The 26,319-nt window shown below is 72.0% G+C and carries 23 protein-coding genes and 1 pseudogene; 15 read left to right on the top strand and 9 right to left on the bottom strand.

Annotated elements, in window-relative coordinates; all coding sequences use genetic code 11:
- The first annotated feature begins 17 nt into the window (after positions 1-17).
- From ACFV0T_RS04430 to ACFV0T_RS04410, 5 genes are read left to right on the top strand one after another with little or no spacing between them, the layout of a single operon-like run.
- Complete coding sequence (locus tag ACFV0T_RS04430; RefSeq protein ID WP_385774298.1) at positions 18-1,358, top strand: L-fuconate dehydratase; 1,341 nt, start codon at positions 18-20, stop codon at positions 1,356-1,358.
- On the top strand, positions 1,355-2,113 hold the full coding sequence (locus ACFV0T_RS04425) for an SDR family NAD(P)-dependent oxidoreductase (RefSeq protein WP_385774296.1): 759 nt from the start codon (positions 1,355-1,357) through the stop codon (positions 2,111-2,113). The genes ACFV0T_RS04430 and ACFV0T_RS04425 overlap by 4 nt, the downstream gene beginning before the upstream one ends.
- Positions 2,110-3,096 carry an aldo/keto reductase gene (locus ACFV0T_RS04420; protein WP_385774294.1) on the top strand — a complete coding sequence of 329 codons (987 nt, stop codon included), beginning with the start codon at positions 2,110-2,112 and terminating at the stop codon, positions 3,094-3,096. The genes ACFV0T_RS04425 and ACFV0T_RS04420 overlap by 4 nt, the downstream gene beginning before the upstream one ends.
- Positions 3,093-3,407 carry an L-rhamnose mutarotase gene (locus tag ACFV0T_RS04415; RefSeq protein WP_385774292.1) on the top strand — a complete coding sequence of 105 codons (315 nt, stop codon included), beginning with the start codon at positions 3,093-3,095 and terminating at the stop codon, positions 3,405-3,407. Before ACFV0T_RS04420 ends, ACFV0T_RS04415 begins: the two co-directional genes overlap by 4 nt.
- A complete protein-coding gene (locus ACFV0T_RS04410) occupies positions 3,404-4,306 on the top strand; it encodes an amidohydrolase family protein (RefSeq protein ID WP_385774291.1) in 903 nt (300 codons plus the stop codon). Before ACFV0T_RS04415 ends, ACFV0T_RS04410 begins: the two co-directional genes overlap by 4 nt.
- Here ACFV0T_RS04410 and ACFV0T_RS04405 read toward each other — a convergent pair.
- Positions 4,294-5,715, bottom strand: coding sequence for a lipase maturation factor family protein (locus ACFV0T_RS04405; RefSeq protein ID WP_385774289.1), 1,422 nt, complete (start codon positions 5,713-5,715; stop codon positions 4,294-4,296). The genes ACFV0T_RS04410 and ACFV0T_RS04405 overlap by 13 nt on opposite strands.
- A gap of 109 nt (positions 5,716-5,824) precedes the next feature.
- On the opposite strand from ACFV0T_RS04405, the gene ACFV0T_RS04400 reads away from it, so the two are divergent.
- The 3 genes from ACFV0T_RS04400 to ACFV0T_RS04390 all read left to right on the top strand — a co-directional run bounded on the left by ACFV0T_RS04400 (position 5,825) and on the right by ACFV0T_RS04390 (position 9,445).
- Positions 5,825-6,292: a hypothetical protein gene (locus ACFV0T_RS04400; RefSeq protein WP_385774287.1), complete on the top strand. Its 468-nt coding sequence runs from the start codon at positions 5,825-5,827 to the stop codon at positions 6,290-6,292.
- A 170-nt stretch (positions 6,293-6,462) separates the two neighbouring features.
- Entirely contained in the window at positions 6,463-8,550 is a 2,088-nt protein-coding gene (locus ACFV0T_RS04395; RefSeq protein ID WP_385774285.1) for a SpoIIE family protein phosphatase, read from the top strand.
- 31 nt (positions 8,551-8,581) lie between these two features.
- On the top strand, positions 8,582-9,445 hold the full coding sequence (locus tag ACFV0T_RS04390) for an Fpg/Nei family DNA glycosylase (protein WP_385774283.1): 864 nt from the start codon (positions 8,582-8,584) through the stop codon (positions 9,443-9,445).
- A 24-nt stretch (positions 9,446-9,469) separates the two neighbouring features.
- Here ACFV0T_RS04390 and ACFV0T_RS04385 read toward each other — a convergent pair whose 3' ends face one another.
- The 3 genes from ACFV0T_RS04385 to ACFV0T_RS04375 form a co-directional block, all read right to left on the bottom strand.
- Positions 9,470-10,132, bottom strand: a complete 663-nt coding sequence (locus ACFV0T_RS04385) for a zf-HC2 domain-containing protein (protein ID WP_385774281.1) — start codon at positions 10,130-10,132, stop codon at positions 9,470-9,472.
- 141 nt (positions 10,133-10,273) lie between these two features.
- Positions 10,274-10,789 (bottom strand): hypothetical protein, encoded by a 516-nt coding sequence (locus ACFV0T_RS04380; RefSeq protein WP_385774279.1) that lies wholly within the window; start codon positions 10,787-10,789, stop codon positions 10,274-10,276.
- 136 nt (positions 10,790-10,925) lie between these two features.
- Positions 10,926-11,471 (bottom strand): sigma-70 family RNA polymerase sigma factor, encoded by a 546-nt coding sequence (locus ACFV0T_RS04375; RefSeq protein WP_385774531.1) that lies wholly within the window; start codon positions 11,469-11,471, stop codon positions 10,926-10,928.
- Positions 11,472-11,681: 210 nt separating this feature from the next.
- Between ACFV0T_RS04375 and ACFV0T_RS04370 the strand changes: the two genes are divergently transcribed.
- Entirely contained in the window at positions 11,682-12,830 is a 1,149-nt protein-coding gene (locus ACFV0T_RS04370; RefSeq protein WP_385774277.1) for a CapA family protein, read from the top strand.
- A gap of 16 nt (positions 12,831-12,846) precedes the next feature.
- On the opposite strand, the gene ACFV0T_RS04365 is transcribed toward ACFV0T_RS04370, so the two are convergent.
- Positions 12,847-13,308, bottom strand: coding sequence for a universal stress protein (locus tag ACFV0T_RS04365; protein WP_385774276.1), 462 nt, complete (start codon positions 13,306-13,308; stop codon positions 12,847-12,849).
- A gap of 88 nt (positions 13,309-13,396) precedes the next feature.
- Between ACFV0T_RS04365 and lysX the strand changes: the two genes are divergently transcribed.
- On the top strand, positions 13,397-16,792 hold the full coding sequence (gene lysX, locus ACFV0T_RS04360) for a bifunctional lysylphosphatidylglycerol synthetase/lysine--tRNA ligase LysX (protein ID WP_385774274.1): 3,396 nt from the start codon (positions 13,397-13,399) through the stop codon (positions 16,790-16,792).
- An 89-nt stretch (positions 16,793-16,881) separates the two neighbouring features.
- A complete protein-coding gene (locus ACFV0T_RS04355; protein WP_385774272.1) occupies positions 16,882-17,721 on the top strand; it encodes a polysaccharide deacetylase family protein in 840 nt (279 codons plus the stop codon).
- 30 nt (positions 17,722-17,751) lie between these two features.
- On the opposite strand, the gene ACFV0T_RS04350 is transcribed toward ACFV0T_RS04355, so the two are convergent.
- Positions 17,752-18,423 carry a class F sortase gene (locus ACFV0T_RS04350; protein ID WP_385774271.1) on the bottom strand — a complete coding sequence of 224 codons (672 nt, stop codon included), beginning with the start codon at positions 18,421-18,423 and terminating at the stop codon, positions 17,752-17,754.
- A 761-nt stretch (positions 18,424-19,184) separates the two neighbouring features.
- Between ACFV0T_RS04350 and ACFV0T_RS04345 the strand changes: the two are divergent.
- Positions 19,185-19,580 (top strand): annotated as a pseudogene (locus ACFV0T_RS04345) (hypothetical protein); the annotation flags it as partial.
- 98 nt (positions 19,581-19,678) lie between these two features.
- Here ACFV0T_RS04345 and ACFV0T_RS04340 read toward each other — a convergent pair.
- From ACFV0T_RS04340 to ACFV0T_RS04330, 3 genes are all read right to left on the bottom strand, one after another.
- Entirely contained in the window at positions 19,679-20,221 is a 543-nt protein-coding gene (locus tag ACFV0T_RS04340; RefSeq protein ID WP_385774269.1) for a hypothetical protein, read from the bottom strand.
- A gap of 212 nt (positions 20,222-20,433) precedes the next feature.
- Positions 20,434-21,198 carry a hypothetical protein gene (locus ACFV0T_RS04335; RefSeq protein WP_385774267.1) on the bottom strand — a complete coding sequence of 255 codons (765 nt, stop codon included), beginning with the start codon at positions 21,196-21,198 and terminating at the stop codon, positions 20,434-20,436.
- A gap of 16 nt (positions 21,199-21,214) precedes the next feature.
- Positions 21,215-21,343 carry a hypothetical protein gene (locus ACFV0T_RS04330; RefSeq protein WP_385774265.1) on the bottom strand — a complete coding sequence of 43 codons (129 nt, stop codon included), beginning with the start codon at positions 21,341-21,343 and terminating at the stop codon, positions 21,215-21,217.
- A 754-nt stretch (positions 21,344-22,097) separates the two neighbouring features.
- Between ACFV0T_RS04330 and ACFV0T_RS04325 the strand changes: the two genes are divergently transcribed.
- From ACFV0T_RS04325 to ACFV0T_RS04315, 3 genes are all read left to right on the top strand, one after another.
- Positions 22,098-23,039 (top strand): SCO0930 family lipoprotein, encoded by a 942-nt coding sequence (locus ACFV0T_RS04325; RefSeq protein WP_385774263.1) that lies wholly within the window; start codon positions 22,098-22,100, stop codon positions 23,037-23,039.
- Between the two features lie 322 nt (positions 23,040-23,361).
- Positions 23,362-24,174, top strand: a complete 813-nt coding sequence (locus ACFV0T_RS04320; protein WP_385774261.1) for an SAM-dependent methyltransferase — start codon at positions 23,362-23,364, stop codon at positions 24,172-24,174.
- On the top strand, positions 24,171-26,306 hold the full coding sequence (locus ACFV0T_RS04315; protein ID WP_385774259.1) for a putative bifunctional diguanylate cyclase/phosphodiesterase: 2,136 nt from the start codon (positions 24,171-24,173) through the stop codon (positions 26,304-26,306). Before ACFV0T_RS04320 ends, ACFV0T_RS04315 begins: the two co-directional genes overlap by 4 nt.
- The last annotated feature ends 13 nt before the right edge of the window (positions 26,307-26,319 follow it).

The following is a 26,319-nucleotide window of genomic DNA, read 5'->3' as shown; positions in this document are numbered from 1 at the left end:
CGACCGAAAGGCCCTCTGTGTCCGCGTCCTTGGCCCGCGTCACCGCGGTCGACACCCACGACATCCGTTTCCCCACCTCGCGCGAGCTCGACGGCTCCGACGCGATGAACCCGGACCCCGACTACTCGGCCGCCTACGTCGTCCTGCGCACCGACGCGGCCGACGGGCACGAGGGGCACGGATTCACCTTCACCATCGGGCGGGGCAACGAGGTGCAGGTCGCCGCGATCGAGGCACTGCGCGGGCACGTGGTCGGACGGGACGTGGCCGAGCTGTGCGCCGACCCCGGCAGCCTGAACCGCGACCTGATCGGCGACAGCCAACTGCGCTGGCTCGGGCCCGAGAAGGGCGTGATGCACATGGCGATCGGAGCGGTCGTCAACGCCGTGTGGGACCTCGCGGCCAAACGCGCCGGGAAGCCGCTGTGGCAGCTCCTCGCCGACGCCGACCCGGCCTGGCTGGTGCGCCAGATCGACTTCCGCTACCTCACCGACGCGCTGACCCCCGAGGAGGCCCTCGACCTGCTGCGCCGCGGCAGGCAGGGCGCCGAGGAACGCCGGGCCCGGCTGCTGGAGCGCGGCTTCCCCGCCTACACCACCTCCGCGGGCTGGCTCGGCTACGACGACGACAAGCTCGGCCGGCTCGCCGCCCAGGCCGTCGCCGACGGCTTCCGGCAGATCAAGCTGAAGGTCGGCGCCGACCTGGCGGACGACGTACGCCGCTGCCGGGTCGCCCGCTCGGTGGTGGGCCCCGACATCCGGATGGCGATCGACGCCAACCAGCGCTGGGGCATCGACGAGGCGATCACCTGGACCAAGGCCCTCGCCGAGTTCGACCCGTACTGGATCGAGGAGCCCACCAGCCCCGACGACATCCTCGGCCACGCGGCGATCCGCCGTGCCGTCGCCCCGGTGAAGGTGGCCACGGGCGAGCACGTCCAGAACAGGATCGTCTTCAAGCAGCTGCTCCAGGCCGGTGCCGTCGACGTCGTCCAGATCGACGCGGCCCGCGTCGGCGGTGTCAACGAGAACCTCGCCGTGCTGCTCCTCGCGGCCCGGTTCGGCGTCCCCGTCTGCCCGCACGCGGGCGGGGTCGGCCTGTGCGAACTCGTCCAGCACCTCTCGATGTTCGACTACGTGGCACTCTCGGGCACCACCGACGACCGGGTCATCGAGTACGTCGACCATCTGCACGACCACTTCGTCGACCCGGTGGTGATCCACGAGGGCCACTACGTGGCACCCACCGCGCCGGGCTTCTCGGCCACCATGCGGCCCGAGTCCATCGCGCGGTACACGTTCCCCGGCGGCGCCTTCTGGGCCGCCGACCTCGACCCGGAGAAAGGGCAGGCCGCATGACCGACTTCGAGGGACTGACGGCGCTGGTGACGGGCGGCGCCTCCGGCATCGGCCGGGCCACCGCCGAACTCCTCGCGGCCCGGGGCGCCCGGGTCGCCGTCCTCGACCTGGACCCCTCGTCCGTGGCGAAGCCCCTGCTCGCCCACCGGGCCGACGTCACCGACGACACGTCCGTACGCGAGGCGGTGGCCGCCGCCGTCGCCGAGCTCGGCGGACTCGACGTCCTCGTCAACAACGCCGGCATCGGCGCCCAGGGCACCGTCGAGGACAACGACGACGCCGAGTGGCATCGCGTCCTCGACGTCAACGTCGTCGGCATCGTCCGTACGACCCGCGCCGCCCTGCCGCACCTGCGCGCGTCGGCGCACGCGGCCGTCGTCAACACCTGCTCCATCGCGGCCACCGCGGGCCTGCCGCGACGGGCGCTGTACAGCGCCACCAAGGGCGCCGTGTACTCCCTCACCCTCGCCATGGCCGCCGACCACGTCCGCGAGGGCATCCGCGTGAACTGCGTCAACCCCGGTACTGCGGACACCCCCTGGGTCGGCCGTCTGCTGGACACGGCCGATGACCCGGCCGCCGAACGCGCCGCACTGGAGGCCCGCCAGCCCTCCGGCCGTCTGGTCACCGCGGCCGAGGTCGCGGGCGCCATCGCCTACCTGGCGAGCCCGTTGTCCGGCGCGACCACCGGCACGTCCCTCGCGGTCGACGGCGGCATGCAGGGCCTGCGGCTGCGTCCGGCGGGACAGCGGTGAGCGCACTCGGCCGCAGCGGCGTCGAGATCACCGGCCTGGCCTTCGGAGCGGCCGCCATCGGCAATCTGTACACCGAGGTCGGCGAGGAGGAGGCGCACCGGGCCGTGGACACCGCCTGGCGGCGGGGCGTCCGCTACTTCGACACCGCGCCCCACTACGGCCTCGGCCTGTCCGAGCGCCGTCTCGGCGCCGCCCTGCGCACGCGTCCGCGGTCGTCGTACACCCTCTCCACCAAGGTGGGCCGCCGCCTGGAACCCGCCGACGGTGCGGGCGACGACCTCGCCAACGGCTTCGCCGTGCGCGCCGACCAGCGCCGCGTGTGGGACTTCAGCGCCGACGGCGTACGCCGCACGCTGGAAGCCAGCCTGGAGCGGCTCGGCCTCGACCAGGTGGACGTCGTCTACCTCCACGACCCCGACGACCATGCCGAACAGGCCTTCCGGGAGGGCTACCCGGCGCTGGAGAAGCTCCGTTCGGAGGGGGTGGTCCGCGCGATCGGCGCGGGCATGAACCAGGCGGAGATGCTCGCGCGGTTCGTCCGGGACACGGACGTCGACGTGGTGCTGTGCGCCGGCCGCTACACCCTGCTCGACCAGAGCGCGCTCACCGACCTGCTGCCCGCGGCCGCCGCCCGCGGCACCTCGGTCGTCGTCGGCGGCGCCTTCAACTCCGGTCTGCTGGCGGACCCGAAGCCGGGCGCGACCTACAACTACGCACAAGCACCGGACGAGTTGCTCGACCGCGCCCTGCGGTTGAAGTCGGTCGCCGAGCGCCACGGGAGCACCCTGCGGGCCGCCGCGCTCGCCTTCTGTGCCGCCCACCCGGCCGTGGCCGGCGTGCTCGTCGGCGCCCGCTCCGCGTCCGAGGTCGACGACTGCGCCGAGCAGTTCGCCGGCCCCGTACCCGCGGCCTTCTGGCAGGAGCTGCGGGACACCGGGCTGCTGTCCGCCGACGCGCCCGTCCCGGGGGAGGACCCGTCATGAGGGTCGCCCTGCACACCAGGGTCCGCGGCGACCGTGTCACCGCGTACGAGGCCGCCCACCGCGAGGTCCCGAAGGAGCTCACGGACGCGATCCGCGCCGCCGGCGCGACGTCCTGGACGATCTGGCGCAGCGGCACCGACCTCTTCCACGTCCTGGAGTGCGAGGACTACCCACGTCTGCTGGCCGAGCTGGAGCAACTGCCGGTCAACGTGGCCTGGCAGGCACGGATGGCGGAACTGCTGGACGTCGTGCACGACTACTCCCGGGAGGGCACCGACGCCGGGCTGCCCGTGGTCTGGGAGCTGCCGTGACCGTCGACGCGCACCACCACGTGTGGGACCTGTCCGTACGTGACCAGGACTGGATCACCGGCCCCGAACTCGCCTCCCTGCGCCGTAACTTCACCGTCGCCGACCTCGAACTCGAAACCCGGGCGGCCGGTGTCGACCGTACCGTCCTCGTCCAGACGGTCACCGTGGCCGCGGAGACCCCCGAGTTCCTCGCCCTCGCCGCCGGGCACGAGCTGATCGCCGGAGTCGTCGGCTGGATCGACCTCACCCGCCCGGACGTGGCCGACGAACTCGCCCGGCTGCGGGAACTCCCCGGCGGTGAGTACCTCAAAGGCATCCGCCACCAGGTCCAGGGCGAGCCCGACCCGCGGTGGCTGCTGCGTCCGGACGTCGGCCGGGGCCTCGCCGCCGTCGCCGCGGCGGGCCTCGCCTACGACCTCGTGGTGCTGCCGCACCAGCTGCCCGCCTGCGCCGGAGCCGCCGCCCGCCACGAAGAGCTCACCTTCGTCCTCGACCACCTGGGCAAACCGCCCGTCGCCTCGGGCGAGAAGGAGCCGTGGGCCACCGCGGTCCGCGACCTCGCCGCCCTCCCCAACACGGTCTGCAAGCTGTCGGGTCTGGTCACGGAGGCGCAGTGGCGGACCTGGCGCCCCGCGGACCTGCGCCCCTACACGGACACCGTGCTGGACGCCTTCGGCCCGCACCGGCTGATGTTCGGATCGGACTGGCCGGTGTGCACACTCGCCGCGACCTACGCCGAAGTCATGGCCACCGCACACGAGTTGACCGAAGACCTCGGCGCGGCGGAGCGAGCCCGGCTGTACGAGGGCACCGCGACCGCCGTCTACGGCCTCGGGCCCGCCCGCCGGGGCGCCGGTCCGCGCGACCGGCCGGCCGATCCGCCCCCTCAGGGCCGCTGAGCGGCTTCCGAGAGCCGCGTCGGCGGCAGGTACTCCCGCACGTAGACCCGTTCCCAGCAGGCGCCGGTCTCGCGCAGCTCGCGCCAGGTCGTGTAGCGGTAGCGGAAGAGGCGGGCGCGGACATAGCGTGGCGGTTCGTCCGATGGGAACGGCGAACGCCGCAGCAGCCGCAGCGTGTCACGGTCGTTCTCCAGGAGCCGTTCCACCAGCGCGCCGAACCACGTCCCGGCGTACGCGGGCGACAGCGCGGCGAACCACATCAGCCAGTCGAGCCGCAGGTGGTACGGCGCGAACTGGCGCGGCCAGTGCCGTGGATCGCCCGGCTTGCCCCGGAACTCGTACTCCCGCCAGTCCGAGTCCTCGTGCGGTACGGCGTCGCGCGTGCCCTCGACCACGACCTCGTAGCGGACCCGGCTGACGCTGCCGAACGCGCCGTAGGTGTTCACCAGGTGCAGCGGGTCGAAGGACCGGTTCATCACCTGGCGCCGGGAGACCATGTTCAGCACCGGGTGGTAGCTCAGGAACAGGACCAGCGCGGCGGCGGCGAGGACCACGATCTCGTACCAGAGCGGGGTCGCGGGCACGGACGGCGGGGAGCCGGGGATCCGCAGCGCGGACAGGGCCAGCACGATGGTGATCCAGTTCAGCCAGGCGAAGTTGCCCGACGCCACCAGCCACAGCTGCGTGACGATCATCAGGGCCGCGGCGGCGGTGGCGACCGGCTGCGGGGTGAACAGCAGGAAGGGGACCACCAGCTGGGTGACGTGGTTGGCGGCAACCTCCGCGCGGTGCAGCGGCTTGGGCAGGTGGTGGAAGAACCAGCTCAGCGGGCCGGGCATCGGCTGCGTCTCGTGGTGGTGGTACAGGCACGTCAGCTTCCGCCAGCACGCGTCGCCACGCATCTTGATCAGGCCCGCGCCGAACTCCACCCGGAACAGGATCCAGCGCAGCAGGAACAGCACGAGCACCGGCGGGGCCACCTCGTCGTTGCCCAGGAACACGGCGAGGAAGCCGACCTCCAGCAGCAGGGACTCCCAGCCGAATGCGTACCAGGTCTGGCCGACGTTGACGATCGACAGATACAGCGCCCAGGGCACCAGCCACAGCAGCATCCCGCCCCACAGGGGCAGCACGGAGTCCAGCCCCGCGAGCAGCGCGGCCGACACCGCGCAGCCCGACCAGGCGCAGACCGCGAAGAAACGGTCGGAGTAGTGGAGCTGGAACAGGCTGGGCGCCTGCCGGAACGGCACCCGTGCGACGAAGCGGGGCACCGGCAGCATCCCGCGCTCGCCCATCAGCGCGTGGAACTGCCCGGCCGCCGTCAGGAACGCGAGGAGGTACACGGCGGCCAGACCGCGCTGGAAGACCAGCCGGCTCAGCCAGTACTCCGATGCGGTGAACCAGTCCACGGCCGTGCGCTCCTCTCCTCCATTCTGCCGCCCGTCACTCCGCGTGCTTCGTTCCTCCGGTTGCGTAACCCGTGTGAGCGAAGCAGACAATAGTCCTGAATCACCAGAGATGGTGCGGGTTGCCGAGATGATCCGGGAGAACGTGGTGCAGACGTACATCAGATCCCTTCTCACGGTCTGCGCGCTCTCCGGGGCGCTACTCGTCGCCGGCGGCGGCGAGGGCGGGGGGCGGTGGCCGACGTGGACCACGGCACCCCGGCCGATCACGGCCGACACCACCGCGGACACCACCGCCGTCAAGAACGCAGGCGCGCCGGACGGGTCCGGGTCGCGCGCCGAGTCGCTCTCCGGCGTGATCGGTCCCCTGATGGTGCCGGAGCTACCGGACCTGCCCGTCGGCGGCGGGCTCATACCCGGCGGCCCGGACGAGAGCGGTGCGGCCGCCCCTGTGGCCGTCGAGGGCGGTGAGGTCACGGGGACCGCTCGCAGCGGTGAGGTCACGGGGGCCGCGGAGCTCGACGGCTCCGGTGCCGCCGCGAGCATCTTCGACAGCCCGATCGCCTTCTTCGCCGACTGACCGCGACGGGCCGCGACGGGCCACGACGGGCCACGACGGGCCACGACGGGCACGACGGCCACGACAGAAAGTGACGGGCTACGACGGATCGCGGCGCGGACCCGGACGGACCACGACCGACCGTGCGCTCACCGGTCGAAGAATCGGACAAATCCTGGCAAGGTGGCCCCATGGCTGATCGGGGAGGGAGCGCCCAGCCACTCCCGGACGACTGGCCCGCCCACCCGGATCCCATCCTGGCGCTCAACCGCATGGGCAGCTTCGACTGGGACCTGGACGCCGGACTGTTCCACATGGACGCCCTCGCCCACGAGATCTTCGACGTACGCCCCGACGAGTACGACGGTCACCCGCAGACCCTCTCCATGCGGGTCCCGGCGGCCGAGGGCATGCGTCTGGACACCCTGCTCGCCCAGGCCATCAAGGACGGCAGCGAGAACTACGGCGCCTACTTCCGCCTCCGCTGCCGCGACGGCACCCTGCGCTGGACCCACACCCAGGGCTACATCCGCCGGGACGAGACGGGCCGCCCGCGCCGGATCGTCGGCATCGTCCGGGATGCCAGACAAGAGCTCGAGGACCTCGCGGAGCGCCGCGACGAGGCCGCCCTGGACGACGCCCGCCGGGAGCAGACCAACGTCGTGCAGCTCACCACGGCCGCCCTCGCGCACGCCCGTACCGTGCGGGACGTCATCGACGTGCTCAAGGACACCCGCGGTCTCACCCACCTCGGCGCGACCAGCCTGGTGATGGGCCTGGTCGAGGCCGGCCGCATCCGCCTGGTCGCCGAGGGCCCCGAGGGCAGCTTCGTGCCCGGCACCCTGGTGACGGGCATCGACGAGCCGTACCCGATGAGCGAGGTCGTGCGCACTCTGACCCCCCGGTTCATCGAGTCCGCCGAGGAGTTCGCCGCCGGCTATCCGATCCTGTGGCCGAACATCACCGACCTGAAGATCACCGCGGCCGCCTATCTCCCGCTCATCGTCCAGGCCCGTCCGATCGGCGCCATGGGCCTGCTCTACGGCGACCGCCGCGGTTTCACCCCCGAGGAACGCAACATCCTCGTCGCCCTCGGCAGCAGCATCGCGCAGAGCCTGCAACGGGCCATGTTCTACGAGCAGGAGAAGGACATCGCCCAAGGCCTGCAACAGGCCATGCTGCCGCGCACCATCCCGAGCGTGCCGGGCGCCGACGTCGCCGTCCGGTACCGGGCCGCCACCATCGGCGGCTCCCACGGCCGGGACATCGGCGGCGACTGGTACGACCTGATCCCGTTGCCCGGTGGCCGGGTGGGCGCCGTCATCGGCGACGTCCAGGGCCACGACACGCACGCGGCCGCGGTGATGGGCCAGCTGCGCATCGTGCTGCGCGCCTACGCGGCCGAGGGCCACACCCCGGCCACCGTGATGGCCCGCGCCTCCGTCTTCCTGCACGAACTGGACACCGACCGCTTCGCCACCTGCCTGTACGCGGAGGCCGACCTGTCCACCGGCGTGGTCCAGGTGGTCCGGGCGGGCCACATCGACCCGCTGCTGCGGGCGCCCGACGGCGCCTGCCGCCGCGTCGTCGTACCGGGCGGGCTGCCGCTCGGCCTGTCCGCGGAGTTCGGCACCCTGGACTACCCCGTCTGCACCCTCGAACTGGACCCCGGCCACACCCTGCTGCTGTGCACCGACGGCCTGGTCGAACAGCCCGGCGCCGATCTCGACGACGGCATGAAGATGCTGACCGGGCTCGTCGCGGGCGGCCCCGAGGACGTACGCGCCCTCGCCGACCGGCTCATCGAGGTGGCCGACGAACGCGGCGGGGACGACGACGTGGCGCTGCTCCTGCTGCGCCGCCGCGGCGTGGACGCCCGGCAGACCGGCGGGCGTCTCCAGCAGCACGTGGCCCCCGGCGACCCCGAGGCGCTCACCCACGCCCGGCACATGATCCGCGCCGCGGTCCGCGCCTGGGGCGCCCGCGAGCGCGCCGACGAGGTCGAACTGGCAGCCGACGAACTGATCACCAACGCGCTCATGCACACCGAGGGCGCGGCGATCGTCACCCTGCGGGTCCTGATCGGCTCAGGGCGCCGGATGCGCGTCGAGGTCGAGGACTCCTCCAGCGCCCTGCCGCGCCGCCGCGAGGCCGGGGAGTCCCGGGTCTCCGGCCGGGGCCTGCTCCTGGTGGAACTGCTCGCCGACGTGTGGGGCGTGGAGGCGAGGGGCGGCGGGAAGTGCGTGTGGTGCGAGTTCGCGGTGCCGGAGCGGACCTGACCGCCGCGGCCCGCGATGGCACTCTGGACGTATGCCGGAACTCCCCGAGGTGGAAGCGCTCAAGGACTTTCTCACCGAGAACCTGGTCGGCCACGAGCTGGTCCGGGTGCTGCCCGTCGCGATCAGCGTGCTGAAGACGTACGACCCTCCTCTCAGCGCCCTCGAGGGGCACGAGGTCACCGCCGTGCGCCGGTACGGCAAGTTCCTCGACATCGGGACGGACGGCGGGCTCCGTCTCGTGACCCATCTGGCCCGCGCGGGCTGGCTGCACTGGAAGGATCCCCTCCCGGACGGCCTGCCCCGCCCCGGCAAGGGGCCGCTCGCCCTGCGCGTGGCGCTGGAGACCGGCGCGGGCTTCGACCTGACCGAGGCGGGCACCCAGAAGCGCCTCGCGGTCCACGTCGTACGGGATCCGCAGGAAGTCCCGGGGGTGGCCCGGCTCGGCCCGGACCCGCTCGCCGACGACTTCGACGAGGCCCGGCTGGCGGCGCTGCTCGCCGGGGAGCGACGGCAGATCAAGGGCGCCCTGCGCGACCAGAGCCTGATCGCGGGGGTGGGCAACGCCTACAGCGACGAGATCCTGCACGCGGCGCGGATGTCCCCGTTCAAGCTGGCGGCCTCCCTGACCCCCGAGGAGGTCCGCGGCCTGTACGAGGCCCTGCGCGGCACGCTGGCGGAGGCCGTCGAGCGCTCCCGTGGCCTGGCCGCCGGCCGGCTGAAGGCCGAGAAGAAGACCGGCCTGCGCGTCCACGGCCGTACCGGCGAGCCCTGCCCGGTGTGCGGCGACACCATCCGCGAGGTCTCCTTCAGCGACTCCTCGCTCCAGTACTGCCCCACCTGCCAGACGGGCGGCAAGCCGCTGGCGGACCGCAGGCTGTCACGGCTGCTGAAGTGACGTGGTGGTTTCCGCGCGCGGTGCCTACTTCGGGGTGAGGGTGACCAGATGTTCCCCCTCGTCCGTGCGGACCTCGTAGCGGGCCACCTGGTCGTGGTGGAGGGTGGAGCCGCCGTGCATCGTGAGCGGGCGGGCGTCGTGCTTCGGCACCATCCAGCCGGCCAGCGTCTGTTCCGAGCCGTCGCGGCCGACGGCGACCAGGCGGCAGGAGCGGGGGCCCGCCCCGTCCTTGACCTGGAGCTCCACGTCGCTGCCGTAGTTCTCGTCGTGGGTGGTGACCTGGGCCCAGACCCCCGACCGCTCGTCGGTGGCCGAGACCCGTACGGCGTCGGCCCCGTCGGCGCCGCCACCGCCCGCCGTCATCGAGAGCGCGGACCCGGCCAGCGCCACCGCCACGGAGGCGGCCAGGGCGAAGACCAGTCGTCGGCGCTGGGCCCGGTGCCGGGTCGCGACCTCGCCGAGGAGCCGGTCCAGCAGCTGGGGGCCGGGACCGGCCATGGGGTGGACGGTGCGCGGCGTCGCCCGCCGGTAGAGCTGCAACTGCCGTGTCGTGGGGCCGAATTCGGTGACCCGCGCGGAGCACTGAGGGCACTCCATGAGGTGGTCCTCGAAGCGGAAGGCCTCCACCTCGTCCAGGAGGCCGAGCGCGTACGCGCCGACGTCGCGATGCCTTTCCAGGGACCTCATGCAGAATCCTCGTGCCGTTGGGTGTTGGTGGGGTTACTGCTTGCTCCCACCGGTACGCACCCGACAGCCGAATCACTCAAGCCCCGCACAGAATCGCAACTAACGAGTTCGTAGCGGTCCGACCCGCGGATTGGTCGGATTCTAGAAAAGATGGATGGCGAGATGTCCCAGGGGCAGCCCGAGCTGCCACGCGGGCGTCCACACCTTCGGTCCGTCGTCCTCGCCGACCGGCGCTCCGCCGCCCGGCACCGCGTTCAGATCGGGTGCGAGCAGCTCCGTCTCCTGGAGCCAGCGCCAGGCCGCCGCCGCCAGTTCCAGGTCCGGCGCCGGCCCCGCCGACCCGGTCGCTCCGGCGAGAAGCTCGGCCATCCGGTCGTGCACCCAGTCCTGCCACGGCTGGTCGTACGCGGTCAGCGAGAGCCACGTCTCCAGCTGGGTGACGACCCGGATGCCGGAGAGCTCACCGTCGGTGTCGGACAGGAAGATGGTGAGGGCCAGGGCATCCCGCCCGGCCCGGAACTCGAAGGACGCCGGCGGCATCAGATCGCCGGTCCGCAGCAGCTCGTCGGCGATGTACTCGGCGTACAACCACGCCATGGGGACGACCAGTTCACCGCCGTCGGTGCCGTCCGTGTTCTGTTGACCTCTGTGCAGCATCCCTTCCTGCCTTCCTCCGGTGCGTGCGCGTCGACCGACCCCGGGCCCCCGGTCCGGAACACGGATGAGGACAGCCGATTACTCAACAGGGGCCCTCAGCAAGGCGCTTTACGGAGGTTTGACTTTCTCATTGGTTTCAGCGCAGGTCGGCCGCGTATCCCGGAAGAACCCGGCGCAGGGCCCGCAACGCGTAGTATGCGCGGGACTTCACCGTACCGGGCGGGATCCCCAGGGCCGCCGCGGCCTCCGCCACACTCGCCCCCTGGAAGTACACCAGCACCAGGACTTCGCGGTGCTCCGGAGTGAGTGTCTTCACAGCCTCGCGCACGTCGAGGGTGGCCGCCGACCGCTCGGCGTGGTCGGCGCACACCGGAGCGTGCTCCAGGACCGCGTCCCCGACCTCCGCCGGGCGCGCCTGACGGGCCCGCCGGGCGTCGATCGCGAGCCGCCGTCCCACGGTCAGCAGCCAGGGCCGTACGGAGTCGAAGCCGTCGGCGCGCAGCGCCTCGGGATGCTGCCAGGCGCGCACCAGCGTCTCCTGCACGAGATCCTCGGCGCGCTGCCGGTCGCCGTCGCAGAGCCTCAGCAGCAGCGCGAAGAGCGGTCGGCCGTGCTCGCGCTGCAGCGCGACGAGCTCGTGTTCGGCGGTCGTCGACTTCGTGAGGAGGGTTGCGGCCGTCATGGCCGTATGGGAGCGCAGGGTGCCGTCCGGGGACAGGGCACGCACATGGATCTGCGACGGACGGTCGATCGCGTCGACGAACGGTTCGACGAACGGTCCGCCCGCGTCACCTCTGCGACCCAATGGGGTAATGGGAGCCCCGGGGTTGTTTGCGACGGCCGCCAAACTCATACCTATTTATGCGTAAATACGATTGCGACGGGGTGAGTGATGATCGCACGCAGACGACAGGTGGCCCTGGCCCTGACGGCCCTTCTCGCCGCGGCAGCCGCCTGCCAGGCTCATGAGCGGCAGCCCGACCGGGTGGGCCGGCCCGCCCCGACCGGGGCCCGCAGTTTCACCCTCGTCGCCTCCGGCGACGTACTCCCGCACACCTCGATCATCGACCGGGCCCGCTTCGACGCGGGCGGTAAGGGTTACGACTTCCGGCCGATGCTCGCCGGCATCGAACCGGTCGTCTCCCGCGCGGATCTGGCGCTGTGTCATATGGAGACGGTGTACGGCACCGAAGGCGACTACACCGGCTACCCCGACTTCAAGTCGCCGCCCGAAGTGGCCGAGGGCCTCGCCGCCACCGGCTACGACGCCTGCTCGACCGCGTCCAACCACAGCCTCGACGACGGCGCCCCCGGCATCCGGCGCACCCTCGACGCGCTCGACGCCTTCGGGGTGGCGCACGCCGGGACGGCCCGCACCGAGGAGGAGGCGCGCACCGTCACGATGCTGCGCACCGGGTCCGCGACGGTCGCCCACCTCGCGTACACGTTCGACACCAACGGCAATGCGCTGCCTGCCGACCAGCCGTGGGCCGTCAACCTGATCGACGAGAACCGCATGCTCGCCGACGCCCGGGCCGCCCGGAAGGCGGGCGCCGACGTGGTCGTGCTCTCCGTGCACTGGGGCACCGAGTGGCAGGACGAGCCGGACGCGCGGCAGCAGACCCTCGCCCAGCGGCTCACCGCCTCGCGCACCGACGGCCGTCCGGACGTCGACCTCATCGTCGGCACCCACGCGCATGTCCCGCAGGCGTACGAGAAGGTCAACGGCACCTGGGTGATCTACGGGATGGGCGACCAGATCGCCGGCGAGATGTTCGACCACCAGGGCGTGCGGGACCCGCGCGGCAACCAGTCCACGCTCGGCCGCTTCACCTTCACCTCGCCCACCAGGCCCGGCGACCGCTGGGAGGTGACCAAGGCCGAGTTCGTCCCGCAACTGTTCGACGTCGACGCCGGCCGCCTGCTCGACCTCAACCAGGCGCTCACCCAGGGCGCCGACGTCGAGGGCGTACGCGACCGGATCCGCGAGGTGGTCCTCAGTCGCGGCGCGGCGAAGGACGGCCTGGTGATGGGCGAGTGACCCCCGGACCGCACACCTAGGGCACCACCGTCACCGGCCAGCGGCCCGCCTTCACCAGGCGGATGGCGACGGAGCCGATGATGCGGTGGCCGGCCTGTTCGGAGGCGCCGACCACCACCGCGTCCGCCTTGAGTTCGTCCGCCGCCTTGACCAGGCCGCCGAAGGGGTCGCCGCGGAACGTGTGGAACTCCCAGCGCACCTCGAATATCCCCTTGACCCGCTCGGCGGCGTCCCGGATCTGCTCGATCAGTTCCTCGGCGATCTCGTCGGTGGTCTCGGCCACCGGCGCCCCCAGGGCCGCGCCCGCCGCCATCACCGGCTGTACGTAGACCACGGCGAGCAACGCCCGCTGCCGCCGGGCCAGGCCACCGGCATATGCCGCGGCCCGCAGCGAGGAGTCGGAGCCGTCCACTCCGACCACGATGACCTTGGGGCCGTCCGTGCCTCGCTCGAACCGCGAAGCATGCTGTTCCGTCACACACCGAGGCTATCGGAGCCTTCCGGTCCGGTCGCCGCGCGGGACCGCTCGACGGGCGGACCGGCCGTGGTCTTCCTACAGTCGGAACATGAGTGCCACCGTGGAGCCCGCCGTGGCCAAGGACGCCCCGGGCCCGATACGGCCGCCCGGCGGTGGCATCCTCGGCAGGGTGCCGGGGGCCTTCGCGGCCTTCTTCGGCGCCCTCGGCCTGCTGTGCGCACTGCTGTCCCTGATCCCGCCGCTGCGCGCCCCGCTGCGCCCGGCCGTCCGCTTCCTCGAACTGCTCACCGTCCCCGTCAGCGGCAACCTCGCCTACGCCGTCTTCCTGTTCCTGCTGGCGGGCGCGACCGCCGCCCGCAAACGGATCGCCTGGTGGCTGGTCGTGGTCTATCTCGGCCTGCTGGTCCTGACCGACGCCATCGGCGTGGCCGTCGGCCTCTACGCCGAGTCACTGCCCTCCCTCGTGGTGTGCGGCCTGGCCCTGATCCTGCTCGTCGTGGCCCGCGGGGAGTTCTACGCCGCCTCCCGCCGCGGCGCCGTACGCCGGGCGCTCGCCGTGCTGATCGCCGGACTCGTCGTGGCGATCCTGGCCGGCTGGGGCCTGGTGTCGCTCTTCCCCGGCACCCTCCCTCAGAGCCAGCACCTGGCCTGGGCCGCCGCCCGGGTCGTCGGCGGTCTGGTCTCGGCCAGCTCCTTCGACGGCCGTCCGCCCCGCGCCCTGTACTTCTTGCTCGGCCTGTTCGGAGCCCTCGCCCTGCTGAACGCCGCCGCCACGCTGTTCCGCTCCCAGCGCCTGGAAGCCGCCCTGCACGACGACGAGGAGCTGCGCATCCGCACCCTGCTGGCGCGCTACGGCGAGCAGGACTCCCTCGGCTACTTCGCCACCCGCCGCGACAAGGCCGTTGTCTTTTCGCCCAGCGGCAAGGCCGCCGTCACCTACCGCGTCGAAGCCGGCGTCTGCCTCGCCAGCGGCGACCCCGTCGGGGACCGGGAGGCCTGGCCGCACGCCGTCACCGCCTGGCTCGACGTGGCCCGCCACCACGCCTGGGCACCCGCCGTGATGGGCGCCTCCGAGGACGGCGCCAGAGCGTACGCGCGGGCCGGCCTCGGCGCCCTCCAACTGGGCGACGAGGCCATCGTGCACCCGGCCGCCTTCGACCTCGGCGGCCGCGAGATGCGGGTCACCCGCCAGGCCGTCCACCGCGTCCGCCGCTCCGGCGCCACCTGCCGCATCCGCCGCCACCGCACCCTCACCGAGGCGGAGATGGAGGAGATCGTCGACAAGGCCGACACCTGGCGCGACACCGAGACCGAACGCGGCTTCTCGATGGCCCTGGACCGCCTAGGCGACCCCGCCGACGGCGACTGCCTCCTCGTGGAGGCGCTCAGCGAGGACGGCCGACTGCTCGCCCTGCTCTCCTTCGTGCCCTGGGGCAGGGACGGCGTCTCCCTGGACCTGATGCGCCGTGACCGTACCGCCCCGAACGGCGTGATGGAGTTCATGGCCGCCGAACTGTGCGCCGCCGCCCCGAAACTGGGCGTGCGCCGCATCTCCCTCAACTTCGCCGTGTTCCGCTCGGCCTTCGAGGAGGGCGCCCGCATCGGCGCCGGACCCGTGCTGCGCGTCTGGCGCCGCCTGCTGCTGTTCTTCTCCCGCTGGTGGCAGCTGGAGGCCCTCTACCGCGCCAACGCCAAGTACCACCCCGAGTGGTACCCGCGCTTCCTCTGCTACGGCGACGCCGCCGCCCTGGCCCGCATCGGCCTCGCCTCCGGCATCGCCGAGGGCTTCGTCTCCGTACCCTCGCTGCGCACACTCTGGGGAAAGGGGCACCCCAAGGGCGCGCGGCAGCCCGCGATCACCCAGGGGCTGCCGTCGCTGCCGGCACCCGGCCTCGACGGAGGGGGCGAGGCCGGGGGAGCCGGCCCGGACGCGGGCCCGCCCGCGCCGGTCCCCGGCCGCCCCCCCACCCGGGCCCCGCGGGGGGGGGGGCGGGGGCCGCCCGCCGGCGGGGGGGGGGGGGGGCGCGGGGGGGGGCGCGCCGCCGCCGCCCCCGCCCCGCCCCCCCCCCGCGTCCGCCACCGCACGCTGGACCGGCTGCGCGCCGCCGGCGTCGACCCCTACCCGGTCGGCGTCCCGCCCCGCACCCATACGCTGGCGGGCGTCCCCCAGGACGGCGAAGTCACCGTCGCCGGCCGCGTCCTGCTGGTGCGTGACTTCGGCGGCATCGTCTTCGCCGTGCTGCGCGACTGGTCGGGCGACCGCCAGATCGCCTTCACCCGCGCGGGCTGCGGCCCCGACCTCGCCCGGTTCACCGCCGGCACCGACATCGGAGACCTCATCACCGTCACCGGCCGCGCGGGCGCCAGCGACAGCGGCGAGCCCACCGTCTTCGTCACCTCCTGGCAGCTCACCGGCAAGTGCCTGCGCCCGCTGCCCGACAAGCACCGCGGCCTCACCGACCCCGAGGCCAAGGTCCGGATGCGCTACCTAGACCTGGCGACCAGCCCCGCCGCCCGCGACATGGTCCGCGCCCGCTCCACCGCCGTACAGGCCCTGCGCCAGGGGCTTCTCGACCGCGGCTACCTCGAGGTCGAGACGCCGATGCTCCAGCAGATCCACGGCGGCGCCAACGCCCGCCCCTTCACCACCCACATCAACGCCTACGACCTCGACCTCTACCTGCGCATCGCCCCCGAGCTGTATCTGAAACGGCTGTGCGTCGGCGGCCTGGAGAAGGTCTTCGAGCTGGGCCGCACCTTCCGCAACGAGGGTGTCTCCTACAAGCACAACCCCGAGTTCACGATGCTGGAGGCCTACCAGGCCTTCGCCGACTACGACGTGATGCTCGACCTCGCCCGTGAGTTGATCCAGGGCGCCGCGACCGCCGCCTTCGGCAGTCCCGTAGCCCACAAGGACGGCACGGAGTACGACATCTCCGGGAGCTGGCCCGTCAAGACCGTCCACGGCGCGATCTCCGAGGCGCTGGGGGAGACGGTCGACGCCGACACGGACCTGCCCGCCCTGCACCGGCTGTGCGACCGCGCGCACGTGCCCTACACCGCCGACGACGGCCGGGGCGATGTCGTCCTGGAGATGTACGAACGGCTGGTCGAGGAGAGGACCGGACTGCCCACCTTCTACAAGGACTTCCCGACCGACGTGTCCCCGCTCACCCGGCAGCACCGCACCGACCCGCGCCTCGCCGAACGCTGGGACCTCGTCGCCTTCGGCACCGAACTCGGCACCGCCTACTCCGAACTGACCGATCCCGTCGAGCAGCGCCGCCGCCTGACCGAACAGTCCCTGCTCGCCGCCGGGGGAGACCCCGAGGCGATGGAGCTGGACGAGGACTTCCTCGACGCCCTGGAGTACGCGATGCCGCCCACCGGCGGACTCGGCATCGGCGTCGACCGGCTCGTCATGTTCCTCACCGGTCGAACCATCCGCGAGACGCTGCCGTTCCCCCTCGTGCGCCGCCGCTGACCCCGATCGCTGGGCCGGGCGGGTGGAATTCTGCCGCCGCTGCGGTGTCGTTGTGGTGCGCCGGGCCCGCGACGGGCGACTCATGAGTCATGAAGAGTGATCAGTTCCTCACGCGGCGCCGGGCGTTGCTCGCGAGCGCCGCCGCCCTGAGCGCTGCCGGGGCCGCCGGCCTGCTCGCGCTCGACACGGGTGACGAGCCGGTCAGGGCCGCGATCTCGGCCGCGGGCGCCCCGGCACGCCGCCTGCCGTCGAAGTCCTCCGCCTATCGCCTCGAGCCTCTGACCGGATACGGGCCCCCGCGCGCCTCGCCCGGCCGGACCCTGGTCCGGCACGAACCGCTGCTGAAGGTGTCAGGGCGCGGCCGCACCATGGTGCTGACCTTCGACGACGGCCCCGACCCGCGCTACACGCCCGGCATCCTGAGCACCCTGCGCGAGTACGACGTCCGCGCCATGTTCTTCGTGTGCGGGGAGATGGCCGCCGAGAACAAGAACCTGCTGGCGCGGATGGCGGACGAGGGGCACGTCGTCGGCAACCACACCTGGACCCACCCCCTGCTGACCCAGCTCAGCCGCTCCCGGATCCGCTCCGAGATGGAGCGCACCTGCGATGTCATCGAGGACGCGTACGGCGAGCGCCCGAAGTGGTTCCGGGCCCCCTACGGCGCCTGGAACCGGGCCGCCTTCCAGCTCGGCGCCGAACTCGGCATGGACTCCCTGGCCTGGACCGTCGACTCCCTCGACTGGACCACGCCCGGCACCGGCACCATCGTCGACCGGGTGGAGAGCGGAGCCGCCCCCGGCGTCGTGATCCTCTCGCACGACGCCGGGGGCGACCGCTCCCAGAGCGTGCGGGCGCTGCGCGACTACCTGCCGCAACTGCTGGACTCCGGCTACCACATCACGGTCCCTCGCCGGCAGTACGCGTGACGGGCCGGCGCCCGCCCGGTCGGGGAACGCTCAGCGGACCTCGACCAGGCGGGCGAAGACGACGACGTTCCCGTCGTAGCCGTTCTGCTTGGTGAAACCGCCGCCGCAGGTGATGACCCGGAGTTCGGGGGTTCCCTTGGAGGCGTAGACGCGGTCGCCGGGGAAGTTGGTCTTGTCGAAGACCTCGACGCCGTAGATCTCGAAGACGGCCGTCTTCGCGTCCTTGCGCTGGACCTCGACGCGGTTTCCCTTCTTCAGGGCCCCGAGACCGTAGAACACGGCGGGGCCCTTCGTGTTGTCCACATGACCGACGATCACGGCCGTGCCCTTCTCACCGGGCGAGACGGCGCCGGTGAACCAGCCGGCCAGGTTCGGGTCCTCCGGCGGCGGCGCGTCGACCCAGCCGTTCGCGTCCAGTCCGACCGGGGTCACGGGCGCGTCGACCTGGATCGCGGGGATCCTGACCCGGTCGACCGCGGAGTACGGCATCGAGGCGGGGGTCCCGGCGAAGGTGCTCTGGGCGCTGCGGCTGTCCGTGGCCGCCGCGGCCGCGGGCTGCGGCGGTCCGATGTCGAACTCGCCCGAACCATTGCGGATGAGCGCGAGACCGGTCAGCAGGACAAGCGCTATCACGCCCCACGGTGCGCGCTTCCGCTGCCGCTCCTCCTCTTCCGCCACCTCGGACAGCCCGTACAAAGACATTCGCCATCCCCTCTCGACACGGCCGTCGCCGCGTCATTTCGCGCATGCGTCAAAACTAAGTCCCGGGGACGGAACCGGCGACGGGGTGCAGGCGAACGGGTGGCCCCGTGTCGCGCGGTGCGCCATCCGAGTCGGCCCCGACCAGGAAATTTCTGACGGTCCGTGACCTGCGGCAATATCAGATTGTGGGATTTCCTTCGGCGTGTCCTCTCACCAGGACGGACCATTCCCGAAATGCGCCCGCGTGCACGGCATCTGAGGGTCATATCGGGAGACGCTTTCTCGCCGATCGACCGGGGACGGGTCCCGGGGCGTCTTCCGCGGAGGATGACATGCGAAACTCACGTGCCCTGGCGGCCGCGGCCTCAGTGGTCACCGTCCTCGGGCTCGCCGCCCCCGCGGCCGTCGCGGACGGGATGGGCAGCGGGGGCGTTACCGGCGGTGCCGCCGTCCCTGGGGTCGGGCCGGGCGTCCCCGGCGTCGGGGGTGTCGTCGGCGGTGTCGGGCCGGGTGTCCCCGGCGTGGGGCCGGGAGCCATTGTGATCGGGCCGGGCAACAACTGGGGCGGCGGCTTCGGCAACAACGGTGGCGGGCCGCGCAACAACTGCTTCAACAACGGGTGGGGCAACAACGGCAACAACGGCAACAACGGCTTCAACAACGGCAACAACAACGGTTTCAACAACGGCAACAACAACGGCAACAACAACGGCTTCAACAACGGGTTCGACAACAACAACTGCTTCAACAACGGGTTCGGGCCGACCAGCATCATCGCCCAGCCCAGCGTGATCGCCAGGGGCGGCAAACTCACCATCACCGTGCAGGGCTGCCGCAACGGCGGCACCGCGTCGTCGGGTGCCTTCCCCACCGTCTCGCTGCGACCCGAAGGAGGCAACGACACCTCCAGGGGCACCGCGACCATCGACGACAACGCCGTCCCCGGCTGGTACAACATCACGGTCAACTGCAACGGCCGTACCCAGACCAGCCAGGGTGCCTTCACCGTCATCGGCGGCGTGAACGGCGGTCTCGGCGGCAGCAGCTCCACCGGGGCGACGCCGACCGACATGGCCATCGGCGGCGGGCTCGTCGGCTCGGCCTTCCTCGGAAGCGGGGTGTTCTGGCTGCGCCGCCGCGCCGAGAAGCGCGCCTGATCCCTCTCCCGCACATCGAGGGGCCTTTTCGCCCCGGATCCTGGAAGCAGGGTCCGGGGCGCGTACCCCGTGGCGCCCGGTGCCATCGGGCGCCACCCTCAGGTGCCGTCCTCCTCGCCGCGGCGGCGCGAGAGGTGGTAGGCCGCACCGATCGAGCCCGCGACGAGCGCGGTGCCCAGACCGATCTCCTTGATATCGAACCCGCCGAGGGTGCCGCCCTCACCGGCCTCGACCGCCCCGGGCGCCTGCTGCGTCGGCGAAGGCGTGGCGTCTTCCGGGCCACCGTCGGTGACGTTCAGCTGGGTGGACCCGCTCGCGCCGTCGCAGGTGAACGTCACCTGGTACGCGGCGCCGGCCCGTACGTCCCGGTCGATCGTCGTGGTGGCCGACTCCTGGTCCGAGGCGATACGCACCGTGTCGAAGATCCCGGAGGTGACCGTGGCGTCACCCTCGCAGCCGTCGTCGCCGCGGTCGATCTGCAAGGTGACCTGTTCGCCCGCCGCGACGCTGTGGGGCAGCAGGCCGAAGCCGAACGGCGTGACGTCGTGATCGTCGTCGCCGCTCGGGACGACGGCCGACGCGGAGACGGCCAGGGCGCCGAGGCCCAGCAGAGCGGCCGAGACGACGCGTATCGCGGGCATGGGGCATCCTCCGGTCTCCGAGGAGCAGCCGCGGGCCTCTTTCCACCCGCGCCGAGAATGCGCCTCGATGACCCAAACGCTAGGAACGCGAGTGCGTCCCCGCGATCGCTGTCGTGCGAACGGGTTAGCCGGGTGGGCCGCACGGGGGACTTTCCGTCCCGCGTGCGGGGGACGGCGAGGCGTGTCGCGGACGTCCCCCGGCAAGCCCCCGGTCAGCCGCCCACGTGCGGGAAGAGCTTCAGGAACGGCTCCGCCGACGCGGTGATGCCCCGGCTGTAGGGCGAGTCGAAGTCCCAGATCAGGAAGAGCAGGAAGGCGATCAGCGCCGAGAACAGCCCGGCCAGGATCAGTTCCCTGGCCGTACGCCGGATCTGGAGGGCGAAGACCATCCCGATGGTGATGGCGGCTCCGATGAGCAGTCCGAACCACACCACGCCGGGCATGGTGGCCCCGGTGGAGTCGGCGCGGGCGTTGCGCGCCTGGTCCGCGGCGGCGACCTGGTCGAGGAGCGGCTGATAGGCCTGGGCCTCGAAGTCCGACTTCGGCTGGTAGTCCGTGACGTCCGCACGGACCTGCTGGAGCAGTTCGGTGCCCCGGTTCGTGACATCCCCGTGGTCGGCCATCGCCTTCCACTCGGTGGTCACGACGTGTCCGACATAGGCGTTGACATCCCCCCGAATGCGGTCACGTACCTCGGGCGGATACACCCGGACCCGTTCCGAGATCTCGTGCAGTGCCTGGGCCTCCGCCTGGACGTGGTCCTGGGCGACGCTGCGCGCCTCCCAGACGCCCGCGATGGCCAGGCCCAGGACGATCGCGTAGACCACGCCGATCCACATCGTCATGTACTCGATGACGTCGGGGGTCTCGTCGGGGTCCTCGTCCTCGGCCGCCCGGCGATGCCGTACGAGGGTGATGACGATCACCACGGCGCACGCGGCCGCCATGGCGAGGGTGAGAACAAGCCATTCCGGCAAGAGGTACCTCCAGGGATCAGCGCGGGCGCAGCGCGGCGACGGCGACCACCGCGGGCACCGTGATGAGCAGGACGTAGACGACGGGCGACGTGGCGCCGTGCGTGCGCCGCCGGGGCGGCACGGTGCGGTACTGCGGATAGCTCACCGGCGTCGCGGACGGGCGCGGAGTGGGCTTGGGGGACGGTTTGGGCGTCGGCTTCGGCGGCGTGGGGGCCGGCGGCGGGACGGGGACCGGACGCGGGCGGGGTGCCGCGGGCTGCGGCGCCGGTGGGGGCGGGGGAGGCGGCGGTTCGGGCCGGGGCTTCGGAGGCGGGGTCGGAGTCGGCGTCGGCGTCGGTGTGGGGGTCGGTTTCGGGGTCGGTTTCGGCGGCGGTTTCGGTGGCGGCTTCGGCGTCGGAGTCGGTGTGGGCTCGGGGGTCGGCGACGGCGCCGGGCACGACGGGGGAGTGGGCCAGGCGCCGCTTCCCGCGACGGCCACCGCGTCCGTGCCGTCAGGGCCGGTCGAGGCCCACGCGCAGGCATCGGCCGCCGCCGTCCCGGCCGGTGCGCCCACGAGGATCCAGGCCAGCGTGAGGAGGGCCAACACCCTTGTGGCGAGGGCGGATCGGGCGCGTTCGGGTCCATGCACGACGGAGATCATTCGCCCTGTCGGGGCCCTACACGCCGCAGCGCCCGAGGAATGCCCCGAAGGGGGGACAGACCTCGTACGGCGGTTTGAGCGGCGCACCCCGGCGGGTCCGGCGGCACGCACGCGCGTACGAGGCGGCACACCGCGTGTCACAGGTTCCGGAAAGAAATTTGTGGTGCGGCTGAACACAACCCCTGCCCGGCTGCGTACCCATGGTCGTGCGGCGACCCAGAGGGGGTTGCAACATTTTGTGACGATCGGGGAGTTGACGATGAAGACCTCCTGGCGGAGCGCCTCTCTCGTGGCGAGCGCTGTGTCCGTGCTGGCGCTGACGACGGCGTGCGGCCAGGAAAGCGGCACGCCGGCGGCGAGTCAGAACGTTGGGGCCACGGCCGCGGCCGGCAGCTACGGAAGCGCCGGCAGCACCGGCCTGGGCAACGGTGCCGCAGCCGGCACGCAGGCCCCCGCGGCGCAGACCTCCACCGCCGGTGAACTGGCCGTCTCCGACAACGCGGAACTCGGGAAGGTGCTCACCGACAGCACCGGTCTCACCCTGTACCGCTTCGACCAGGACACCGCGGAGCCGCCCAAGTCGAACTGCGACGGCGACTGTGCCACGGCCTGGCCGCCCGTTCCCGCGGACGACGCCACGGCCGGCGCCGGCATCGACAAGGCGCTGCTCGGCGAGGTCACCCGTACCGACGGTACGAAGCAGCTGACCGTCGGCGGCTGGCCGGCGTACCGCTACGCCAAGGACACCAAGGCCGGTGACACCACCGGCCAGGGCGTGGGCGGCAAGTGGTTCTCGCTGGCCCCCGACGGCAAGAAGGCCAAGTCGGCCGACCTGGCCGGACTGTCCACCCGCAAGGACGCCAACCTGGGTGAGATCGTCGTCGACAAGGACGGCATGACGGTCTACCGCTTCCTGAAGGACAAGGCGTGGCCGAAGCCGGTCTCCGCCTGCACCGGTGCCTGTCTGGAGAAGTGGCCGGCGGTCGGGCCCGTCGCGACGAACGACACCAAGGGCGTCGTGAAGAAGGGCCTGATGAGCTTCACCCGGCCCGACGGCGTCAAGCAGCAGACGGTCAACTGCTGGCCGATCTACACCTTCTCCGGTGACAAGACTCCCGGGGACATCAACGGCCAGGGCGTCGGCGGCACGTGGTACGCCGTGGCCCCCGACGGAAAGCCGGTCGGCGCGCCCAAGGAGTAGAGATCGCCTCCCCAGGGTTGATCATCCTTGCCCGCAGCGCGCACGACCCTCGGTCCGCCCCCTTCGCACCGCACGGAGGGGGCGGACCGCTGTGTTGCGTTCACCTGAAATTTTCCTGACGGCGAATCAGCCTTCACATGTCTTCGAAACTCGCCGGACCACCTCGGGTACTTCCCGTGGAGCAGGTGCCGGGACTCGACGTGGCACGTGCCGCAGGCAGTGACCGGGAACGGATGGTCAATTTCCGTTTCTGCTCGCCCCGTTGGCAGGCGATCAGTAGCCTCTGCTCGAACACCGGATCGCCTACGCCTTGGAGTGATGGATGGAGCGTCCCGCTTGGGCCCCACGGAGCATCGACATCTCGGTGCCGAGCGTTTCGCGAATCTACGACTACTACCTGGGCGGTTCGCACAACTTCGAGGTCGACCGGGAAGCGGCCCGCAAGGCCATGGAGTTCCTGCCGGGACTCCCCAAGATCATGCAGGCGAACCGGGCGTTCATGCGCCGCGCCGTGCGTTTCGCGGCCGCCGAGGGCATCACCCAGTTCCTCGACATCGGCTCCGGCATCCCCACCTTCGGCAACGTCCACGAGATCGCCCAGGCCGTGACCCCGGGCGCGCGGGTCATGTACGTCGACCATGACCCGGTGGCCGTCGCGCACAGCCAGGCGGTGCTCACGGGCAACGACGGCGCGGACGTCGTCGCGGCCGACCTGCGCAAGCCCCGGGAAATCCTGTCCAGCCCGCAGGTCCAGCGCACGATCGACCTGAATCGGCCAGTGGCGCTGCTTCTCGTTGCCATACTTCACTTCGTGGAAGACGCGGACGACCCCTACGGAGCGGTGGCCGAGCTGCGCGCGGCGCTCGCGCCCGGCAGCCTGCTGATCCTCACGCATGCCTCGTACGAGGGAATTCCCCTGTCGGCGGAGCGGGCCGAGGGCGCGGTGGACGTATACAAGGACATTCGCAACCCGCTCATCATGCGCTCTCGGAACGAGATCGAGCGGTTCTTCGAAGGGTACGACATGGTGGAACCGGGACTGGTGCCGATGCCGCGCTGGCGGCCGGACACAGCGCCGGAGGACGAGGACCCCTACGCCTTCTCCGGGTTCGCGGGCGTGGGGCGTTCGGCGTGACCGCGGAGCCGGACGGCCCGGAGGACAGACTGCGCCGCTTCGCCACGATCTGGAGCCGGGCGGTGTTCCCGGTCACCTCGACGTCACTGACCCGGTCGGAGTTCGAGGCACAACTGCTCCCGCTGGCAAGGCGGTTGAGTGAGGCGCTGCGGGCCCGGCACTTCGACGCGGACGCGGGCAAGGCGGTCGGCGCCGCCCTCGTCGCCACGCACTGCACGGACCCCGACGCGCTCAGCTGCGCGCTGGACTGCGTCGACGCCTACCTCGTGCTCTACTGCGGCGAGAACGGCCCGCAGGAGGACCTGCGCACCCGCTCCTCCCGGCTCCAGCACGCCATGGCCGCCGGGTACGCGCAGGCGCTGCGCGAGCGGACGCTCGCCGAACAGGAGGCGATCGCCCGGGCCGCGCTCCAGGCCCAGGGCGTGGTCGCGCAGGCCCTGCACGCCAGCGAGGCACGCTTCCGCGCGGTGTTCGAAGGCGCGGCCATAGGCATCAGCATCGCCGACCTCGACGGCAACGTCCTGGAGGTCAACGGGGCGATGCTGCGCATGTTCGGCGGCTCCGAGCAGACGGTGCGCGGCCGCAACGTCCGGGAGTGGACGCACGCCGAGGACGCGCCGCAGGTCTGGCGGCTGTACGAGGAGCTGGTGCGCGGCGACCGCGAGCACTACCACGTGGAGAAGGCCTTCTACCGCCCGGACGGAACGGTCCTGTGGACCAACCTGACGGTCTCCCTGCTGCGCGACGCCGACGGCGCACCGCAGTACCAGCTGGCGCTGATGGAGGACACCACCGAGCGCCGCCTGCTCAACCTCCGGCTGCGCTACGAGGCCACGCACGACGCGCTCACGGGTCTGCCCAACCGCACCCTGTTCTTCGAACGCCTGGAGAAGGCGTTGGGCGCCGGCGCGGGTCAGCGGTTCGGGCTGTGCTACCTCGACCTGGACGGCTTCAAGACCATCAACGACAGCCTCGGCCACGCGGCCGGCGACCGGCTGCTCGTCGAGGTCGCCGACCGGCTCCAGTCCTGCGCCACCGCGCCCGGCGAGATGGTCGCTCGGCTCGGCGGGGACGAGTTCGTGGCGCTGACCACCGGACCGGACACCCAGCGGGAGGTCGACGACCTCGTCGCGCGCATCATGAACGCCCTGATCGCGCCGATCAGCGTCGACGGCCGGGAGTTGACCGTGCGCGGCAGCATCGGCGTCGTCGAGGGCGCGGCGCAGGAGCGCAACGCGGCCGAGGTGCTGCGCAGCGCGGACATCACGATGTACCGGGCCAAGTCGGCGGGAGGCAACCGCTTCGAGCTCGCCGACCCGGAGGCCGACGCCCGCGCCATCACCCGGCACGGGCTCACCACGGCGCTGCCGACGGCCCTGGAGCGGGGCGAGTTCTTCATCGAGTACCAGCCGCTGGTCCGCCTCGGTGACGGCAGCGTGCACGGCGCCGAGGCCCTGGTGCGCTGGCTGCACCCGCAGCACGGCGTCCTAGGCCCCGACCGGTTCATCCCGCTCGCCGAACACACCGGCCTCATCGTCCCGTTGGGCCGCTGGGTCCTGGAACAGTCGGTCCGTCAGGCCCGTGAGTGGCGAGAACGCCTCGCCGACGACGGCCCGTTGCGCATCAACGTCAACCTCTCGCCCTGCCAGCTCACCCACCCCGGCCTGGTGCAGGACACCGTGGAGATCCTGGAGCGCACCGGGGTCGCGCCGGACGCGCTCTGCCTCGAGGTGACGGAGTCGGCGCTGATCGGTGCCGACGACGACCTGCTCAAGCCGCTGCGCCGACTGGCCGAGATGGGAGTCGACATCGCCCTGGACGACTTCGGCACCGGCTACTCCAACCTCGCCAACCTGCGCCGGCTGCCGGTGAGCATCCTCAAGCTGGACCGGTCCTTCACCCAGAGCATGCAGCAGTTTCCCGCGGACCCCGTCGACCTCAAGATCGTCGAGGGGATCGTGTCGCTCGCCCACAGCCTGGACCTCGCGGTGACGGTCGAGGGCGTCGAGACCGGCGCCCAGGCCGAGCAGCTGCGGATACTGGGCTGCGACACGGCCCAGGGCTGGTACTACGCCCGACCGGGCCCGCCGGAGCGGCTGCACGAGCTGGCGCTGGTGGACGCGACGGGCTGACGGCCGTAATCCG

It is taken from the genome of Streptomyces sp. NPDC059582 (assembly GCF_042735715.1).
Classification (GTDB): Bacteria; Actinomycetota; Actinomycetes; order Streptomycetales; family Streptomycetaceae; genus Streptomyces.
The sequence above is the reverse complement of the archived record's forward strand: the minus strand, read 5'-3'. Positions and strand labels throughout refer to the sequence as shown.

Coding starts and splice junctions, on each gene's coding strand:
- ACFV0T_RS04425 (WP_385774296.1), top strand. CDS start 1,355: ATGACCGACTTCGAGGGACTGACGGCGCTGGTGACGGGCGGCGCCTCC.
- ACFV0T_RS04415 (WP_385774292.1), top strand. CDS start 3,093: ATGAGGGTCGCCCTGCACACCAGGGTCCGCGGCGACCGTGTCACCGCG.
- ACFV0T_RS04400 (WP_385774287.1), top strand. CDS start 5,825: ATGGTGCGGGTTGCCGAGATGATCCGGGAGAACGTGGTGCAGACGTAC.
- ACFV0T_RS04395 (WP_385774285.1), top strand. CDS start 6,463: ATGGCTGATCGGGGAGGGAGCGCCCAGCCACTCCCGGACGACTGGCCC.
- ACFV0T_RS04390 (WP_385774283.1), top strand. CDS start 8,582: ATGCCGGAACTCCCCGAGGTGGAAGCGCTCAAGGACTTTCTCACCGAG.
- ACFV0T_RS04385 (WP_385774281.1), bottom strand. CDS start 10,132: ATGAGGTCCCTGGAAAGGCATCGCGACGTCGGCGCGTACGCGCTCGGC.
- ACFV0T_RS04380 (WP_385774279.1), bottom strand. CDS start 10,789: ATGCTGCACAGAGGTCAACAGAACACGGACGGCACCGACGGCGGTGAA.
- ACFV0T_RS04375 (WP_385774531.1), bottom strand. CDS start 11,471: ATGACGGCCGCAACCCTCCTCACGAAGTCGACGACCGCCGAACACGAG.
- ACFV0T_RS04370 (WP_385774277.1), top strand. CDS start 11,682: ATGATCGCACGCAGACGACAGGTGGCCCTGGCCCTGACGGCCCTTCTC.
- lysX (WP_385774274.1), top strand. CDS start 13,397: ATGAGTGCCACCGTGGAGCCCGCCGTGGCCAAGGACGCCCCGGGCCCG.
- ACFV0T_RS04355 (WP_385774272.1), top strand. CDS start 16,882: ATGAAGAGTGATCAGTTCCTCACGCGGCGCCGGGCGTTGCTCGCGAGC.
- ACFV0T_RS04350 (WP_385774271.1), bottom strand. CDS start 18,423: ATGTCTTTGTACGGGCTGTCCGAGGTGGCGGAAGAGGAGGAGCGGCAG.
- ACFV0T_RS04340 (WP_385774269.1), bottom strand. CDS start 20,221: ATGCCCGCGATACGCGTCGTCTCGGCCGCTCTGCTGGGCCTCGGCGCC.
- ACFV0T_RS04325 (WP_385774263.1), top strand. CDS start 22,098: ATGAAGACCTCCTGGCGGAGCGCCTCTCTCGTGGCGAGCGCTGTGTCC.
- ACFV0T_RS04320 (WP_385774261.1), top strand. CDS start 23,362: ATGGAGCGTCCCGCTTGGGCCCCACGGAGCATCGACATCTCGGTGCCG.